This window comes from Secundilactobacillus mixtipabuli, from assembly GCF_002217925.1.
GTDB classification, from domain to species: domain Bacteria; phylum Bacillota; class Bacilli; order Lactobacillales; family Lactobacillaceae; genus Secundilactobacillus; species Secundilactobacillus mixtipabuli.
The window spans coordinates 1-16,955 of the sequence record NZ_BCMF01000009.1 but is presented as its reverse complement, the minus strand read 5'-3'; the positions used below and the strand labels follow the sequence as shown (position 1 = coordinate 16,955).

Genomic DNA, 16,955 nt, shown 5'->3' with positions numbered 1-16,955 from the left:
CGTGAAGGACATTATTGCGAAATTTGAAATAGTTTAAAAAAAGCTGAGGGATGAAACCTTCAGCTTTTTTGTGTTTGGGTTGATCGCAGTTTAAAATGGGATAAGTGTGATGTCCATCATGCGAATGACCGGTTTTCTGATACAATGGAAAAAGTAGAGGGGGAAATCACCATGGTGACGATTCGTGATATTGCTAAGCGTGCGGGGGTATCAGGTTCAACTGCTTCACGGGCACTAAATAATCATCCCAAGATCAGTCAGAAAACTAGGGATAAAATTAAGGCGATTGCTGATGAAATGGGCTACTTACCAAATTACAATGCCAAGAATTTAACGAATGGCGTCTCTAACGCTATTGGCGTCGTCTTTCCACCAGGTGAAATGAGTACCGCCAGTAATCCATTTTACGTGGACATTTTAATGGGGATCAACCGGGAATTACGACCACGAAACGGGGTATTATCAGTTGCGATTGCGAATACCATGGATGAATTAACGGCAAACGTGGCAGCGTTGATCAGTCAGGGGCTGATCCGTTACTTCGTTTTACTCTACTCTAAGAAAGCGGATCCCGTTATCAAATTACTGCGAGAACAAAAAGTTGACTACGTTGTGATAGGTGATCCTAATGCCGAGGATGAGTGCTTTGTGAATAACGATAATCAGTTGGCCGGGCAAAAAGCGGGCGAGTACATGCTCCGAAAATTCAACGCCAAACGGACGCTTTTTGTTGAATCTGATCCAGAGCAAGGGTTTGAGCGTAAGCGGCGGTTAGGCTTCCAGCAGGCTATGACTACTGCTGGTATTCCTTCCGAAGTTCTTAAAGTATCCCTTAAAGGGCAGATGAAGCTGGATGATGCCATCGCCCAGTTCCTAATGACGCGACAAACAATCGATGGCATCGTCACAACGGATGATCGGTTAGGTTTAATGATCTATCAACTATTATGGCGGCAACTAGACCGAGAAGTTCCTTTAATCAGTTTTAACCGGAATCGAACAAATAATTTGTTAATGGGTCCCATGGTTCGTTTTGTTGAACTGTATCCACAAACGATGGGGGCTGCTGCCGTTCGAGTTTTAGTTGATCCAGCTAAACATTCTGAGATGATTCCCTTTACGATTGAACGGTAAGTTACTTGAAACAACTATCGTGGCGGGCTTTTGGAGCAGTCTGATCATGGTGGCCTATTCTGAATTTTAAATAAAAAATTTAAAAAAAGTGAAATCGAGTTAAAGCCTATCACAATAGGCTAGAAAGCAAACTTGAATTTCACTTTTCTTTAAAAGTTTAGTGCAACCGGTTGCACTAAAATGGAAACGGTTGCATAATAGTTCTTGCGGAAAGCGTTTGCAATTTTCTGTTTCTATATTTTAGGAGGGATTCATATGGCACAATCAGTAACTGATGTCACTGATGGGTCAGCAAAAGCTGCTGAACCCAAAAAAGATTTATTGCCATCCTTGCCAACCAGTACAATTTTCCTGATCAACTTCGGGTTTCTGGGTGTCCAAATGGCGTTTCAACTTCAAAGCACGAACATGGGGCGGATTTTCCAAACCATTGGTGCTGATCCGAACAACTTAGGTTTCTTCTTCATTCTGCCACCATTGGCTGGGATGATCGTTCAACCGTTAGTCGGGTATTTCTCAGACCGAACTTGGATGCCAAAACTCGGCCGTCGAATTCCGTATTTGTTAATTGGTGCTATTGTCGCCATGATCGTCATGTTCCTATTACCAAATGCTGGTAGCTTAGGCTTTGGTTACGGTTCACTGGCTGCTCTATGGTTTGGCGCCATCACGTTGCTATTCATGGATCTTTCATCTAACGTTGCCATGCAACCCTTTAAGATGATGATTGGTGATATGGTCAACGAAAAGCAAAAAGGGTTTGGCTACTCGATTCAAAGTTTCGCATCAAACGCCGGTGCCTTATTAGCAAGTATCTTCCCATATGCCTTAACTGCTTTGGGGATCGCTAACGTGGCTAAGAAGGGGACTGTTCCTAACTCAGTTGTCTGGTCATTTTACGCTGGTGCCATTATCCTGTTACTTTGCTGCTTACTGACTGTTTTCCGAGTTAAGGAATACGATCCAGTGACTTACGCTAAGTATCACGGTATCTCTGACGACAGCAAGAAGAAGGGTATTTTTGAAGCCTTAAAGACTGCTCCAAAGATTTTCTGGACCGTTTCCATCGTTCAATTCTTCTGCTGGATGGGCTTCCAATACCTGTGGACCTACTCAACTGGTGCCATTGCTGATAACGTTTGGCACACTGCTAACGTTGCATCGGCAGGCTATCAAGATGCTGGTAACTGGTACGGGGTTATGTCAGCCGTTCAAGCGATTGCTGCCGTTATCTGGGCACTGGTCCTTTCACGGGTCGGCAACAACCATCACAAACTGTTCTACTCAATTAGTTTAGTGATGGGTGGTCTTGGTTTTGGTTCAATCTTCTTTATTCATGATAAGTACACGTTGATCGTTTCATTTATTTTAATTGGCTGTGCTTGGGCTGCTATGAACGCCTTCCCATTCACTTTCTTGACCAACGCTATCGAAGATTCAGAAAACATGGGGACTTACTTGGGCTTGTTCAACAGTAGTATTTGCTTACCACAAATCGTTGCTTCAATCGCAAGTTTCGCTTTATTCCCATTGTTAGGCTCACACATGCCAACCATGCTTCTCTTGTCAGGCCTCTTCCTGATCTTAGGTGCTTTGAGTGTTGGTGTTGTTAAAGAAGTCTGGGCTCGTAAGTCTGATGCTAAAGAAGAACCAGCAGACGCAGAGGAATAATAACGTTAAGCCTTTGATCAAATTCAGTCTGTAAGTCAACAAGGAGGACAATTTTAGAATGAAACGAACTTTTGAAGTCACCCCCTGGAACATTGTTACGCATAAGCTAGATCCTGAAAACAAGCGTCTTCAGGAATCCATGACTAGTTTAGGTAACGAATACATGGGGATGCGCGGTTTCTTTGAAGAAGATTATTCAGGGGACTCACTGAAGGGAATTTACCTCGGTGGCGTTTGGTTCCCAGACAAGACCCGTGTCGGTTGGTGGAAGAATGGCTATCCGAAGTACTTCGGTAAGGTCATTAACGCCATCAATTTCATTAAATTAAACGTTTTGATCGATGGCGAACCCATCGACTTAGCCAAGGATAAGGTTTCTGATTTTGAACTGAATCTGGATATGAAACAGTCGAAATTGACCCGGTCATTCACGGTCACCAAAAACGGTCACGCCATCGCAATGAACTTTGAACGGTTCATCAGTGTGGCCAACAAGGAATTAGTTGGTATTCGCGTTACCGCCACAAACAAGAGCAATGAGGCCGTTAAAGTGACCTTTAAATCAGCCATGGATGCTGATGTTCAAAACGAAGACGCCAACTACGACGAACGTTTCTGGGACGTCCTTAAGACAGAACAAAACGCAACTAACGGTTCAATCGTTGCCATCACTAAAGAAAATCCATTTGGCACACCACGGTTTACCGTTGGCATTAAGATGACCAACGAAGCTGACTTGGCCCAAGAAAAGGTCAATCAGCCAAATGATAAAGAAGTTGTTAATCAGTTTAGCGGTGAATTAGCACCCAACCAAAGTACTAAGATCGTTAAACGGATCACCGTTGTTACCTCCCGTGATTACGACACACAAGACAAGCTGGAAGCAGCCATGAATGATCTAAGTGCGAAAGCAACCGCGGTATCATACGACGATTTGTTTGCCGCTCACGCTAAAATCTGGGCAGAGCGCTGGGAAAAATCCGATGTTGAGATTGATGGTGATACTGAATCGCAACAGGGGATTCGCTTCAACTTGTTCCAGCTGTTCTCGACCTACTATGGTGAAGATAGCCGCTTGAACATCGGCCCTAAAGGATTTACTGGTGAAAAGTACGGCGGTGCCACATACTGGGACACTGAAGCTTTTGCCGTTCCCGTTTACCTGGGAATTACGAATCCAACGGTGACACGCAGTTTGCTGATGTATCGTTACCAGCAACTGGATGGTGCATACGTCAATGCTAAGGAACAAGGCCTTAAAGGTGCCTTATTCCCAATGGTGACCTTCAACGGGATTGAATGCCACAACGAATGGGAAATCACGTTTGAAGAAATTCACCGGAATGGTGACATCGCGTTCGCCATTTACAACTACACCCGTTACACTGGCGATAAGAGCTACGTGCTGAACGAAGGCAGTAAGGTCCTGACCGAAATTTCTAGGTTCTGGGCTGATCGGGTACACTTTAGCGAACGTAACCAAAAGTACATGATCCACGGTGTTACCGGCCCTGATGAATACGAAAACAACGTTGATAACAACTGGTACACGAACTATTTGGCTAAATGGACTTTGACCTACACTTTGGAGATATTAGACGAAGTTTCACCAGAAGTCGCTAAGAAATTAGCCGTTACTGATGATGAAAAGAAGCATTGGCAAGACATTGTTGATCGTTTCTACTTACCAGAGGACAAGGATCTTGGCATCTTCGTTCAGCATGATGGGTTCTTGGATAAAGACATTAAGCCCGTTTCAGCTATCCCTGCTGATCAATTACCAATTAACCAGCACTGGTCATGGGATAAGATCTTGCGTTCACCTTACATCAAGCAAGGCGATGTTTTACAAGGTATCTGGGACTTTATCGATGACTTTACACCAGAACAAAAGAAAGCCAACTTCGACTTCTATGAACCACTGACGGTTCATGAATCTAGTTTGTCTGCTGCTATCCATTCCATTCTGGCTTCTGATCTTCACTATGAAGATAAGGCCGTTGAAATGTATGAACGGACTGCTCGTTTGGATCTGGATAACTACAACAATGATACGGTTGACGGCTTGCACATTACGTCCATGACCGGTGGCTGGTTAGCCATTGTTCAAGGGTTTGCTGGTATGCGGGTTCGCAATGACCAATTACACTTCGCACCCTTCCTCCCTAAGAAGTGGAACAGTTATCAATTCCGGATTCAGTTCCGGGGTCGTTCGGTTCAAGTTAAAGTTGATCAAGATGGCACTCACCTAACGCTTTTGTCGGGTGATCCATTGACAGTTGACTTGGCAGGGAAACCAGTTGAACTGAAGGATTAATTGAACAACAAAGAGTCTCTAGATAAAATAAAAGAAGCTGAGAAGATTAATTCTCGGCTTCTTTTTGATGTCAGGCAAGGAAACACGTTCTTTTAAGGACGTGATGAATTGCCATTTTCTTGCATTATTTGTTGGTAATACTTTGGGAATATTGTATAATGCGAACATACGTTTGCAGAAGACAAAATTAAAGGATGTTACCGTGATGACGCTAAAAGCCATTAAAACCCGCATATATCCCACGACTGAACAGCAAGAGAAGATTATTGCCAACTTCGGTTACTGCCGTTTCGTTTGGAATCAGCTGCTCGACATGCAGAAGCAGCGTTACGCAGACGGCGGTAGTTACGTCAATGAGTTTGGCATGAACTACCTCATTAAGTGTTTGAAACAGGAATACCCGTTTCTTAAAGCAGCGGAGTCGACTTCATTGCTGCACGTGAGTCGCGACTTACATCACGCCTATCAAAAAATGTTCAAAGAACACAGCGGATTTCCGAGGTTCAAATCCCGTAAGTTCCCCAAACAGAGCTATCAATGCAATGCCGTTAATCAAAATATCCAAGTGATCGATCAGCATCATCTTAAGCTACCCAAGTTGGGGCGCCTGAGATTTAAAGCCGGACGACAACCAATTGGCAAGATTAAGAACGTGACGATTCGACGCTCTGCTGCCGGTAAGTTCTATGCCATTGTCCTGATTGATACTAACGTCGAAGTACTGCCCAAAACTTCAAAGGTGGTCGGCATTGACATGGGCGTTTCTGATCTCATGATTACTTCCGATGGGATCAAATACCCCACCATTAGATTTGATAAACGGCTCAGTAAGAAGAAACATTACTGGGAAAAACGGTTAGCGAGACGTCGCCAGCAGGCACAAGCAGCGATTGCTTGGGATCATCACAATAAGGTAATTGAACCACGAGAGCTGACCGACTTTAAAAATTATCAGAAGGCTAAACGTATGGTCGCCAAATATAATGAAAAGATCGCCAATCAACGGGATAACTATTTGCATAACGCCACGAAGAAATTGGTTGAGCAGTTTGACGTGATTAAGATTGAAGATTTGAAAGCCAAAAATCTGCTGAAAAATCACAAATTATCCAGGGCGATTGCCAACCAATCTTGGCGAAAACTGCGTGTAATGCTGGAATACAAGTGTGTTTGGTATGGGAAACAGTTAGTTACTGTTAACCCCAGAAAGACTTCTCAGATCTGTTCCAACTGTGGCTATGACGATGGTAAGCATACTTTGGATATTCGCCAGTGGACGTGTCCAACCTGTGGGATCAACCACGACAGGGACATCAATGCCGCTACCAATATCTTACAGGCTACTGAGTAGCATCTAGACTGACTGGCATGGAACGTGCCTTAGCTAATAGCCGTAACCTCTGCATGCCATTCAACGAATGAGGTGTAAGTCAGCGGTGTTCCTAGAAGCTCGTTACTTTAGTGACGAGTAGTTCACTGCGCTTATTTCACTAAATAAATCTGATCATGAATCAAATCAAAGTGGTTGAAGTGTTTGTTTAATGCTTTGACTTCAGGGGTATCCAAAAGCTCAGCGTGCTGCCAGAAGGCTTTTGAATCCGTCGCACCATTTTTCTCACCGATGACGATGAAATCAAAATCTTTATCAGCAGCGCGGATCTGTTGCAGGAGCTGCCAGTCAATTTCCAACCCGTCTGGCGACCAAACCATAATAATCACGTCAACTTGATCCTGATACTTGGTAAAGGCATCGCTAGCGCTTAATTGCTCGATCTTAGTGACCGGATGTTTACCCGTTTCATTTTCCTTGGTCCAATCCTTTGAGTCAGTGGTCACCACGGTTTGACCATTATCGCGTAAGCCCTTTGAAACGTAACCATTACCTGCCATGACCTCTAAGGCTGGTCGGCCGTTAACAAAATCAGCCAGATCTTTTGCCACGGGTGCTGAGATATACGCCCACATACCGTAAGTTTCTTCGAGGTAGTCGCGGAAACTGCGTAATTTTTTATCTAGGTCAGGCAGGGCGTCGGATAATTGATTCCATTGTTGATCACCTTCCGGATCACCCGCTGGGAAGGTTTCGTTGAGCGTTTTAAAAATAACATCCTGCGTGTCATCAGGCAGTAGCAGCTGCGGTAACGTTTGGGGCAATAGGCCTTGTTTGAGTAACCGGTCAGCTTGGAGAACGTTATTGATTAAAATTTTAATTGCTGGGAAGTGGCTAAACAGACTGTTATATCGTTCCAGCGTTGCGATATAGTCTGATGGCTTCGCGGTTCGCTGACTGCGCGCCCGTTTGAGCAGCTTTTTCTTTTGTTTTGGGTTCAAAAAAAGACCTCCAGACACAAACGCGTCATTCGAGCATAATCCGAATGACGCGTTAATATTATTGTTGTGATTTTTCGTTATCAAGCCCAAGCTCAAGTGATTCTTGGTGGGTAATGGGCGTATCCTCATCGTTAATGTCCAGTCGACGGGAACGACCGTGGATGTAGCCGTTCATCAGCTGATAAATGGCATATCGATCGTCTGATGATAAGGCTTTTTGGCCGAATTTTAATTCCTTGCCAGAAAGAAACAGCCGATCCAAGTCGTATTCATCACGTTCTGATTTACCTGCCAAATAATCCATCGTGACGTCAAAAAATTCCGCTAATTTACGAACTTCCATATACGAAGGAACCCGGATGCCACGTTCCCAATTACCAATCTGGGCCGCAGTATTTCGATGTTCTTTATTGGGTTTAAATAATTGATTTAAGGCAGTTGCCAATTGGCCTAGCGTTAAATCTTGACCACGGCGCAATGCCCGGAGTCGTTCGGAAAACATGCACATCACCTCTCAACTTCTATTGTATACCTAACGGAGCGTTTTGTGGATAATGGGTTTCATTTCTTAGGTGATTTGGCGGCGAGTTCAAGTGGCGGATACCTTATGGTATGATATACCCCGTATACCTTTAAAGAATGGATGTGCACACGTTGAATAAGCATTTAAAACACTGGCTGATCGGATTATTGATCGTTGCCGGAATCATTTGTATCGGAATTGGGTCCGCAGGCTATTACTTCTACAATATGGCGGTTGCCCGCGGTAAGAAAACGTTTATTAATAATAGCAGTGCCATAAAAAAGAGTGACCCGCTTTACCGTGAGAAGAACTGGTATCAGGGGACTAAAAAGTTAGTTTGGCATGAAACTTCAGCGACTAAGCACCTGAAGCTAGTGGCAAATTATGTGCCAGCTGATAAAACGACGCATAAAACGATTGTGATTGCGCACGGTTTTGGTGGCAGCAGCGATAAAATGGGAGAATACGCAGGGTTGTTCCATGAGCTTGGGTATAACGTCCTGTTGCCGGATGATCGTGGGGCAGGTAAGAGTCAGGGAAACTACATTGGTTATGGCTGGCCAGATCGATTAGATTATTTAAACTGGATCAAGCAAGTGATTCGTAGAAACGGGTCACAATCGCAAATCGTGATGTTTGGGACGAGTATGGGCGGTGCGACGACTATGATGGTCAGTGGCGAAAAAACGCCGAAACAAGTCAAAGGCTTCATTGAAGATTGTGGCTATACTAGCGTTTATGATGAAATCAAATATCAGGCTAAATCAATGTACAATCTGCCGGAATATCCACTGGTTCCCGTCGTCAGTGGCATTAATTACCTTAAAAATGGCTATACCTTTAAGCAGGCAAGCGCGTTAAAACAAGTGGCTAAAAATCATAAGCCAATGTTGTTTATTCACGGCACGCACGATACTTTTGTACCGACGCGAATGGTTTATCCGTTGTATAAGGCAGATAAGGGACCGAAACGCCTCCTATTAGTCAGCGGTGCCCAGCATGCCAAGTCCTATGCTCACGCGCCGGCCCTTTACCGCAGTACGGTTAAAGCTTTTCTAGACCGATATTTTAAGTAGTGAATGCTATAATTTAACCAGAGACTTTTTGGGGGATGTTACTGTGACCACAAATCGGGCATCGTTTAGCTGGCTGACCTTTTTGGCGACTTTTTCAATGGGGGCCGTTGATGCGTATACGTATATTGCTCATAATGAAACGTTTGCCAGCGCGCAAACGGGCAACTTAGTTGTTTTTGCAGTGAAGTTTGCTCGTGGCGGTTTCGGTCAGGCCTGGGTTTGTTTACCAATCTGGTTTGGTTTTGCACTGGGATGTTTTGTCGCTCAGGCCGCGTTAAGCTGGTTGAATAATAAGCGGGATTTGAGGCAGCGATATCTCTGGTTAATGAGTATTGTCGTTGTGACGCTACTGATTACGGCCTTGGGGCAGAAATGGTTTAGCGAACTGGTGCTGATTTTCATTTTAGGCTGGCTGTCAGGTTATGAATTGACCAGTTTTCGTGAAGTTAAGAATACAACGGTGAATAACGGGATTATGACGGGGAATACGAAAAATATGATGGTCGCGTTATATCATTGGCTCGTTGAGCACGACCAGGTAAGTCGCTCGAAGTGTTTATGGTTGCTGGCTACCCTGGCGACGTTTGTCGTGGGTGCCAGCTTATCCGCAATGATCTGTATGAAAATGAGTTCGGATATCATTATGTGGGCGGTTTTAGTCTTAAACGCAGCTGGTTTGTTAACGATTTACCTGACCAGTCGCTTTAGAAATAGCGCACAATAGCGTATAATGACAAAGGTATATCGAAACTATAAATGAAGGAAGTGCCGACATGATTGATACGATCATCGTGGTTGCGACCCTCGTGATTGGTCTTTTGGCTGGTTTTATTGTTCGTCGCCAAAAGCACCAGCGCGAAGTTAATGAAGCAACTAAACAAGCAGCGGCACTTCGGGAGTCCGCTCGTCAAGACGCGGAACAACAAGCGACAAAATATCTCACTGAAGCGAAGGCAAAGATTCAGGCAGAACGGCAATCAACCGAAGCTGAATTAGTTGATCAGCAATCAGAGACTGAGAACCGGCAGAAACGAACTGAGCAACGTCAGGTCACTTTGAAACAGATGGAAGAACGCTTAGATCAGCGTCAAGCTGCAATCGATGAGACACAGACTGCACTAAACGCGGATCAGACTCATCTGGATGAGACCAAGAAGCAGGCGCGTCAGTTGTTTATTGATCGGCAAAACGAAGTGTCTAAGCGTGCTGAATTAACGACTAATGAAGCCAAGGATCAGATCCGGCTGGAAACTGCCCGTAACCTTGAGCAAGAAGCAGACGTGACGGTTCGTGAGTTAACTGATAACGCTGAAGCATCAGCGGATAAGGCTGCTCGTAACCTGATTATTGAATCGATTCAACGCGGGCCCGTTGACTGGCCCCGTGAACACGCGGAACATTCGGTGCTGGTACCAACTAATGAGACTAAGAGTAAGTTGATTGGTCGTGATGGTCAGCATATTCGTTTATTAGAATCGCTGACGGGGACTGACCTTGTGTTTGATCCTGATCAACCGAACCTGCTGCTGATCAGTACCCATGATCCGATCCGGCGTGAAACAACGCGTATCGCAATTGAGAGCTTGTTGGCTTCCCGTAAAATTACGGCTGCTGCTATTGAAAAACAGGTGCAAACCGCCCAAAACGATGTGCTTAAAGACCTTCGCCAAACGGGTGAACGGGCTGTCAGCTTATTGAAGGTGGGCTTTATGCACCCAGACTTTATGAAAATTATTGGCCGTTTGAAGTTCAGAACGTCATATGGTCAAAACGTTTTGAATCACTCCATTGAAGTGGCTCAAATGGCTGGTGTCATGGCTGCTGAATTGGGTGAAGACGTTCGTTTAGCTAAACGGGCTGGTCTGCTTCATGATATTGGGAAGGCCATTGACCATGAAATCGAAGGGACCCACGTTGAAATCGGGGTTGCTTTAGCCAAAGCCTATGGTGAGGATCCAGTCGTGGTCAACGCGATTGCCTCTCACCATGGCGACGTTGAAGTGACGTCACCGATTTCGTCGCTAGTTGCCATTGCGGATGCCGTGTCAGGTTCCCGTCCTGGTGCTAGAAGTGAGTCAGTAGAGGAATATATCAACCGGCTCCACAGCTTGGAAAAGATTGCGAACGATCAAAAAGGTGTTCAAGAAAGTTACGCGATTCAAGCTGGTCGTGAAATTCGGATCGTGGTTCAGCCAAAGGTATTGGATGATAAAGCGAGTGCTGAATTGACTGAAAACGTGAAGAACCAGATTGAAGAAGAACTGACTTATCCAGGGAAAATCAAAGTTACAACGATTCGTGAACTGCGAGCCGTTGAGTACGTTGGTGATAAACCTGGTAAAAAGAAGAAAAAACGGGCCTGAAACAGCGCCTAGGGACGTTTTGTAAAATGTGATATCACTTTATCTTTTAACGAAACATAAAAGAAGCAGTCTTGAGATTTTATGATCTCAAGACTGCTTCTTTTGTTGGTTTTTGATATCAGTTAGAATCGGTGGTTTAAGCGTTATCAGGCTCGTTTACCACTTCAAAATTATGGTTAACCGATGCTTTAATGACTGAATGTGCTCGGAGATAATCGGCAATCAGCTGACTCATTGGCGTTTTATTTTCGGCAATAATCTTATCTGCATGGAACATGTCATAGTGACCGCCACCACCTGCGCGATAACGATTGACAACTAATTTGAAAGTTTGTGCTTCCGTCACGGGTTGACCCTTAAACAGCAGTTTGTCGATGCGATGGCCAACTGGTTTTGCAACGTTGATCCGGTAATTGATGCCTTCGTACATATCATAATTATAATGGCGTAATTTCGGCGAATAAAAGGCGGGATTAACGATGATTTGACCGTTTAAATTAAGCGTGAAGTAAGTGGCCGCTTTTTCCAAGGCAGCTTTAAGTTCTTTGCCGGTAATGAGTTCCAGCGCTAAGCCATCGGGATAGACGTAATTAGTCATAATGTTGCGCATTGTGATCGGATTTTCAAACCCATGGCCTTCATTGTTAAACAATGAAGTTGCGGAGATGTCTGCGTCCATTGTGGCCATTTGAACGTGCTGAATGAATTCAGTGTAGGCTGTTTCTTCCATTCTGGCTTTCTCAGCGCTTTTGAAGGTGAGGTCACCATCTATTCGAGCCAGGGGCTCAGCCAGCCAGTGATCGACCTTTTTATCGAGCTGATGGCTATGAATGGCTATCTGTTGGTCAAATTTGGCATCTTTAGTCTCGATAAGATGAGCGCTTTTGTCAGTGACAACATAGCCGCCCTCTTTTGAGGGCTCTAAATGAAGGACAATTTTACCCACAGCTTCACCGCGATAGCCAGGCTGTGTCACAGGGACGTCAAAGACGGTTGTAGCGATTTTTCGGTGTTGATGGCCAGTGATTAACGCATCGATGCCTTTGACCTCAGAGAGCAGCTGGTAGGCTTCATTTTCGCCATTGCTCAGTGACTCAATCAGTTTACCGGTCTTTAAGTTTCGTTCAAAACCACCGTGATAACTGACGATGACGACATCAGCTATTTTCTTTAACTTCGGCACAAGTTCTTTAGCGATCGAAACGGCAGTGTGAAAGTGGACATCATTGCTCACATTATCATGATTTTTCCACTGCAGGACGGCTCGGGTCGTTAACCCGATAATGGCGATTTTAACGCCATCGCGTTCGATAAGGCGGTACTGCTGGCCAAATAATGGCCGGCCGGTAGCATCCAAGATATTTGCATTCACAACTGGGCGATCACTTGCATTCAGTGCCCGCTCCAAATAATCAGTGCCGTAATCAAATTCGTGGTTGCCTAAAATTTCGGCATCGTAGTGAATTTGATTATAGATTCTGACCAGGGGCTGCGGGTCTGCGTGCGGCTGCACCTGGGCGACATAGTAGGCTAAAGGAGAACCAGCTAAAAAATCACCATCATCAATGGTGATTACCGGTCCCGGTGCTGACTGCTGTTCTGCAGCAAGTACCGTTGCGGCCCGAATCAGCCCGAAAGGCATATGGGCCCGGGGTTTGACGTAATTAGTTGGGAAAATAAAGCCGTGCGTATCGCTGGTTGAAAGAATCGTAAGTGTGAGCATGTCGTTTCCTCCAATGCGGTTAGTATAATTATAGAAAATTATAAGTTTTTTCTGTCGGGATAGCAACCGCAGAGAGGGGGGACTTGCAGCATAGCTGAGTCAGGCTACAGCAAGCAAAGAGCTGCACCTAAGTCACTTCCGACATAAATCCAAGCCCGGGATTTTTGTCGAAAGCGCCTTAGGTTTCGCTCTCTGAGCGCTTGCTTCCGCACCGTGATTTAGTCGGGCTACACGAAGCAGAGACTTGCACCTAGTGAAATCAGGCCATAAATCCAAGCCCAGGATTTTTACCCTGCTCCCACTAGGCTCCAGTCTCTAACCGCTTCGTTTCGCACCCTACAAAAAAAGATCCACCCGGGGGAGGGTAGATCCAACATAGGAGTAGGCATTTTCGTGATGGGGTTCACGGAAACTTTATTTTACTTTGGAGGAGTAAAATGAAAAAGCTTACTTAATATTATCTAAATATTAGGTTGTTATTAATATAAATCCGAAATGTGAAGAAAGTGTGAAGATACAATAACAGTTAGATGACTAAATCGGATTTTAAAGATAGTTGAGCCTGTGAGCTAATTGCCACTTTGCATATAAACCATCTGATCCATTGAGATTTTCTTGTGAAGTTCGTCGATCAGTTCGCTTGATAAGTCTTTGTCCTGACTGATGTTTTGAACGTAGCTATACTCAAACTGAAACGCCATTAAAAACAGTTCGTTTTCGGCTTCGCTGGTTGCCTCACTATGCGTCATTCTTGAGCGGCGAACATTGTAGTAGTGACGAATGACATCGACTTCTTGGCGATTATCATCTGTTTCAATAGCATCCAAGTAGCCGTTAACTCTGTCATAGCCAGCTTGACTGAGCCGGCTAAAAGCTTTTTTAGCTTCTGGACTCATTCCTCGCTGCTGTCCACGAGGCCGACGACTAGGGCGATGACCCCTTGGCTGCAATGAACCTGGCAGCTGTAACTGCTCAGTAACCTGAACGGCTGGCAATAATTTTGCTTTCGTCACTGGTAAAGCCAGCTGTTTTGGTTGGTCAGTTTTCTCTTTTTCGGTTTGGGGCAGCCTGTCATCTTTGTGTTCAAGATAGAATTTTTGGTAGTCGTTAAATTTTTCGGCTTGGCCGTGATCTTTGAGCCACTTCATTTTGACCTGGCGGGTTTGCTGGAACGATTTATTAAAGTGTTTTCGAGAAATTTTAGGGAAGAAACGGAAACCGAACATTTTAAACCACATTTTAAACTTTGCCCAAGGGCTGAGAAAGGCGAATTGTGACTGGAAAATAATGGCACGACTATATTGCCAGCCAAACGGGGCCTCAACTTCACCATTATCAATCATTTCGGTAACGGTGGCTTGTTCAACATTCTCAGTCTGTTGGAGTAGTTGATGAACCAGTTTAGAGTTGGCATTCTTTTGAGACTGATTTTTTTGACTGTTCAAGACTTCAATCACACCTGGTAGCGCACCGGAATGGTCATTTGAACGCCGCAACTGGTCAATCGCAAAGTTAACCATTTTCACCAATTGATCGCTAAATTCATCAGCGGAGTAAGGGACCCGTTTATTTGGCAGGAGAAATGGCAATGTGAAAGTTGGCACGATCATACTCAGCAGGATAATGATTCCGGCAATTAAAATGATCGCGCTGCGGAATGGAAAGGCGTGACCAGCGACAACTAATGGTAGTGAGAACGCCATTGACAGGGTAATGGTACCGTGGACCCCACTAAGCGCCATAATGATACTGTCCTTAAAACGAGTTTCCTTAGACGGCAGCGAAATGAGGTTAAGCATGCACCACAGAAAGCGCATAACGGCCATTAGCAGGTATAAGCAGGCAGCGGTTAAGATTAATAGTGGTAGGTTGTGGATTTCTGTAGTAGAAAGATCGTTCAAAACGCTCGGAATGGAGGCACCTAGCAAAACGAACACAAATCCGTTGAGCAGGTTGGTAGCTGTTTCCCAAGTCGTCTTAGTCACCACTTGAGTTTGCGTTGAAGTTAGCCGTAATTGCTTGCCCTGAATGCCGTGAATGATTCCTGCAGCAACAACGGCTAAGATACCGGAAAAGCCGAAGTGTTCAGCGGTTAGATACACGATAAACGGGGTTAGTAAACTAAACGGCAGAATAACGGCGATCGTGTCCAACGTTTTACGCTGAAAAAGCACCCGGATGATGACAATGATTAAGCCCAAAATAGCGCCAACAGCGATCCCACCTAAAAAGACGACTAAAAAGTGTTCCGTTCCTTTAGCCAATGAAAATTCTCCCGTACTAAAGGCCGTTAAAGCCAGGTCCATGGCAACGATACCGGAAGCGTCATTAAAGAGTGATTCATTTTCCAACGCACCCATCACGTGTTCAGGAACTTCAATCCCAGACGTGATCGAAGTGACCGCCACGGCGTCCGTTGGGGTGACGATAGCCGCAAGTGCAAAGCAAAGGGCTAGCGGTAATGTGCCCCACAAAACATGGGTGAGTACCCCACCGGCTAGAATGGTGACTAACGCTAAAACAACGGCTAACGATAGCGTTGAATTAATGTTCTTCCGCAGCCGGTGCATGTCGGTGTTTTGACCATCATTAAACATCAGGGGTGCAATGATGACCAGCATAAATACCTCTGGCTCCAAGTGGAAGTTATTGAACAGTGGCACTAAAGATAACAGTACGCCAGCAATGATCTCGTAAAAAGCTAACGGTACTTTGGGATAAATTGCAAAAACAATATTAGCGGCAATCGCCGCAACCACTAACAGTAAAATCGTAAAGAATGAAGCCAATGGAACCACTCCCCCAAAATGAATTAAGTAAATTATAGCGCGCGTAATATTGGATTGCTATAATCGGATTACTTAAGCTGCGATAACAATTTTTCAAGGCGATAAACAGAAATGCAGGACCTGAAATTTAACTTTCAAAGAGTAAGTAACCTAGTAAAATCAAGTGTTTTGAGGCGTTATAACGGATTCATAATCTATTAAATTAATTTTATAAACGTACACAATTTTATTTTGCTATGACAGGCGTGGTTATAACATTTTCAACAAACTTTGTGACAATCAATAAATATCTTTTCACAAGCAAAAAACTATAAAAACAGTATTGCATTATTTGAAATTTGATGGTATTATAATGTTGTTCGTGATGAAGTGTTGGGGACTTAGTAATGAATGAATTAAGATGCACCTTTGCTTTTGTTTTAGTTTTTTGTTTGTTACTAGGGGAAAGCGAAATGAAGGAAGTGCTTATATATGATTAATTTATACGTTGCACCGAGCAGCGCATCAAGTCGTAAAGCTCGTGCATGGTTAGAAAATCATCACATTCCGTTTAAGGAACGTAACATTAAGTCCAATCCACTTAATGCCGATGAAGTTAAGCAGATCTTACGTTTAACTGAAAACGGCAGTGAGGACATTATCTCTACGCGTTCAAACGTCTTTAAAGAACTCCATATCAATTTGGACGATTTGGCAGTCAGCCAGTTAGTTGACTTAGTTGTTAAGTATCCTGATTTAATTAAGCGACCGATTATCTTTGATGATAAACGCTTGGAAGTTGGTTACAACGAAGAAGAGATTCGCCGATTCTTACCACGTGAAGTTCGGGTGGCAGAATTACGCGATTTAGAATCACAGCTCAGTTCATAATTTAAACTAAACCTGCAGCAGCATCTCATTTGAAGATGCTGTTTTTTTCTACCATAAGTCAAGTATGAAGCGACTTACGAGATGAATTTATTTTGATAATGTATCGAAAATAGCGCACACTAAATAAGCCTTAAGCTTGTCTGATTTTTTGGATAATG

12 protein-coding genes are annotated in these 16,955 nt (G+C 44.2%); 8 read left to right on the top strand and 4 right to left on the bottom strand.

What is annotated here, in order from left to right; all coding sequences use genetic code 11:
- Positions 1-144 precede the first annotated feature (144 nt).
- The 4 genes from IWT5_RS09245 (at position 145) to IWT5_RS09230 (ending at position 6,473) form a co-directional block, all read left to right on the top strand.
- A complete protein-coding gene (locus tag IWT5_RS09245; RefSeq protein ID WP_089109669.1) occupies positions 145-1,134 on the top strand; it encodes a LacI family DNA-binding transcriptional regulator in 990 nt (329 codons plus the stop codon).
- A 255-nt stretch (positions 1,135-1,389) separates the two neighbouring features.
- The gene (locus tag IWT5_RS09240) at positions 1,390-2,805 is read left to right on the top strand and encodes an SLC45 family MFS transporter (RefSeq protein ID WP_089109668.1); all 1,416 of its coding nucleotides are present in this window, start codon (positions 1,390-1,392) and stop codon (positions 2,803-2,805) included.
- A 58-nt stretch (positions 2,806-2,863) separates the two neighbouring features.
- Positions 2,864-5,122 (top strand): glycoside hydrolase family 65 protein, encoded by a 2,259-nt coding sequence (locus tag IWT5_RS09235; RefSeq protein WP_089109667.1) that lies wholly within the window; start codon positions 2,864-2,866, stop codon positions 5,120-5,122.
- A 205-nt stretch (positions 5,123-5,327) separates the two neighbouring features.
- Positions 5,328-6,473 carry an RNA-guided endonuclease TnpB family protein gene (locus IWT5_RS09230; RefSeq protein ID WP_089109666.1) on the top strand — a complete coding sequence of 382 codons (1,146 nt, stop codon included), beginning with the start codon at positions 5,328-5,330 and terminating at the stop codon, positions 6,471-6,473.
- 131 nt (positions 6,474-6,604) lie between these two features.
- Here IWT5_RS09230 and IWT5_RS09225 read toward each other — a convergent pair whose 3' ends face one another.
- The gene (locus IWT5_RS09225) at positions 6,605-7,453 is read right to left on the bottom strand and encodes an SAM-dependent methyltransferase (protein WP_089109665.1); all 849 of its coding nucleotides are present in this window, start codon (positions 7,451-7,453) and stop codon (positions 6,605-6,607) included.
- Between the two features lie 58 nt (positions 7,454-7,511).
- Positions 7,512-7,955: a helix-turn-helix domain-containing protein gene (locus IWT5_RS09220; protein WP_089109664.1), complete on the bottom strand. Its 444-nt coding sequence runs from the start codon at positions 7,953-7,955 to the stop codon at positions 7,512-7,514.
- Between the two features lie 137 nt (positions 7,956-8,092).
- On the opposite strand from IWT5_RS09220, the gene IWT5_RS09215 reads away from it, so the two are divergent.
- Genes IWT5_RS09215 through rny form a run of 3 tightly spaced genes read left to right on the top strand, consistent with a single transcriptional unit; the run spans position 8,093 to position 11,415 of the window.
- The gene (locus tag IWT5_RS09215; protein WP_089109663.1) at positions 8,093-9,052 is read left to right on the top strand and encodes an alpha/beta hydrolase; all 960 of its coding nucleotides are present in this window, start codon (positions 8,093-8,095) and stop codon (positions 9,050-9,052) included.
- Between the two features lie 43 nt (positions 9,053-9,095).
- Positions 9,096-9,776: a YoaK family protein gene (locus tag IWT5_RS09210; RefSeq protein ID WP_089109662.1), complete on the top strand. Its 681-nt coding sequence runs from the start codon at positions 9,096-9,098 to the stop codon at positions 9,774-9,776.
- 49 nt (positions 9,777-9,825) lie between these two features.
- Positions 9,826-11,415: a ribonuclease Y gene (rny, locus tag IWT5_RS09205; protein WP_089109661.1), complete on the top strand. Its 1,590-nt coding sequence runs from the start codon at positions 9,826-9,828 to the stop codon at positions 11,413-11,415.
- 136 nt (positions 11,416-11,551) lie between these two features.
- Here rny and IWT5_RS09200 read toward each other — a convergent pair whose 3' ends face one another.
- Positions 11,552-13,138 (bottom strand): bifunctional metallophosphatase/5'-nucleotidase, encoded by a 1,587-nt coding sequence (locus IWT5_RS09200; protein ID WP_089109660.1) that lies wholly within the window; start codon positions 13,136-13,138, stop codon positions 11,552-11,554.
- A gap of 569 nt (positions 13,139-13,707) precedes the next feature.
- Entirely contained in the window at positions 13,708-15,927 is a 2,220-nt protein-coding gene (locus IWT5_RS09195) for a cation:proton antiporter (protein ID WP_159459316.1), read from the bottom strand.
- Between the two features lie 471 nt (positions 15,928-16,398).
- Here IWT5_RS09195 and spx point away from each other — a divergent pair, with 471 nt between their 5' ends.
- The gene (gene spx / locus IWT5_RS09190) at positions 16,399-16,797 is read left to right on the top strand and encodes a transcriptional regulator Spx (protein ID WP_089109658.1); all 399 of its coding nucleotides are present in this window, start codon (positions 16,399-16,401) and stop codon (positions 16,795-16,797) included.
- The last annotated feature ends 158 nt before the right edge of the window (positions 16,798-16,955 follow it).

Bases quoted from the DNA above. Each gene is read 5' to 3' on its own strand.
- IWT5_RS09245 (WP_089109669.1), top strand. From the start codon at position 145: ATGGAAAAAGTAGAGGGGGAAATCACCATGGTGACGATTCGTGATATT.
- IWT5_RS09240 (WP_089109668.1), top strand. From the start codon at position 1,390: ATGGCACAATCAGTAACTGATGTCACTGATGGGTCAGCAAAAGCTGCT.
- IWT5_RS09235 (WP_089109667.1), top strand. From the start codon at position 2,864: ATGAAACGAACTTTTGAAGTCACCCCCTGGAACATTGTTACGCATAAG.
- IWT5_RS09230 (WP_089109666.1), top strand. From the start codon at position 5,328: ATGACGCTAAAAGCCATTAAAACCCGCATATATCCCACGACTGAACAG.
- IWT5_RS09220 (WP_089109664.1), bottom strand. From the start codon at position 7,955: ATGTTTTCCGAACGACTCCGGGCATTGCGCCGTGGTCAAGATTTAACG.
- IWT5_RS09215 (WP_089109663.1), top strand. From the start codon at position 8,093: ATGGATGTGCACACGTTGAATAAGCATTTAAAACACTGGCTGATCGGA.
- rny (WP_089109661.1), top strand. From the start codon at position 9,826: ATGATTGATACGATCATCGTGGTTGCGACCCTCGTGATTGGTCTTTTG.
- IWT5_RS09200 (WP_089109660.1), bottom strand. From the start codon at position 13,138: ATGCTCACACTTACGATTCTTTCAACCAGCGATACGCACGGCTTTATT.
- spx (WP_089109658.1), top strand. From the start codon at position 16,399: ATGATTAATTTATACGTTGCACCGAGCAGCGCATCAAGTCGTAAAGCT.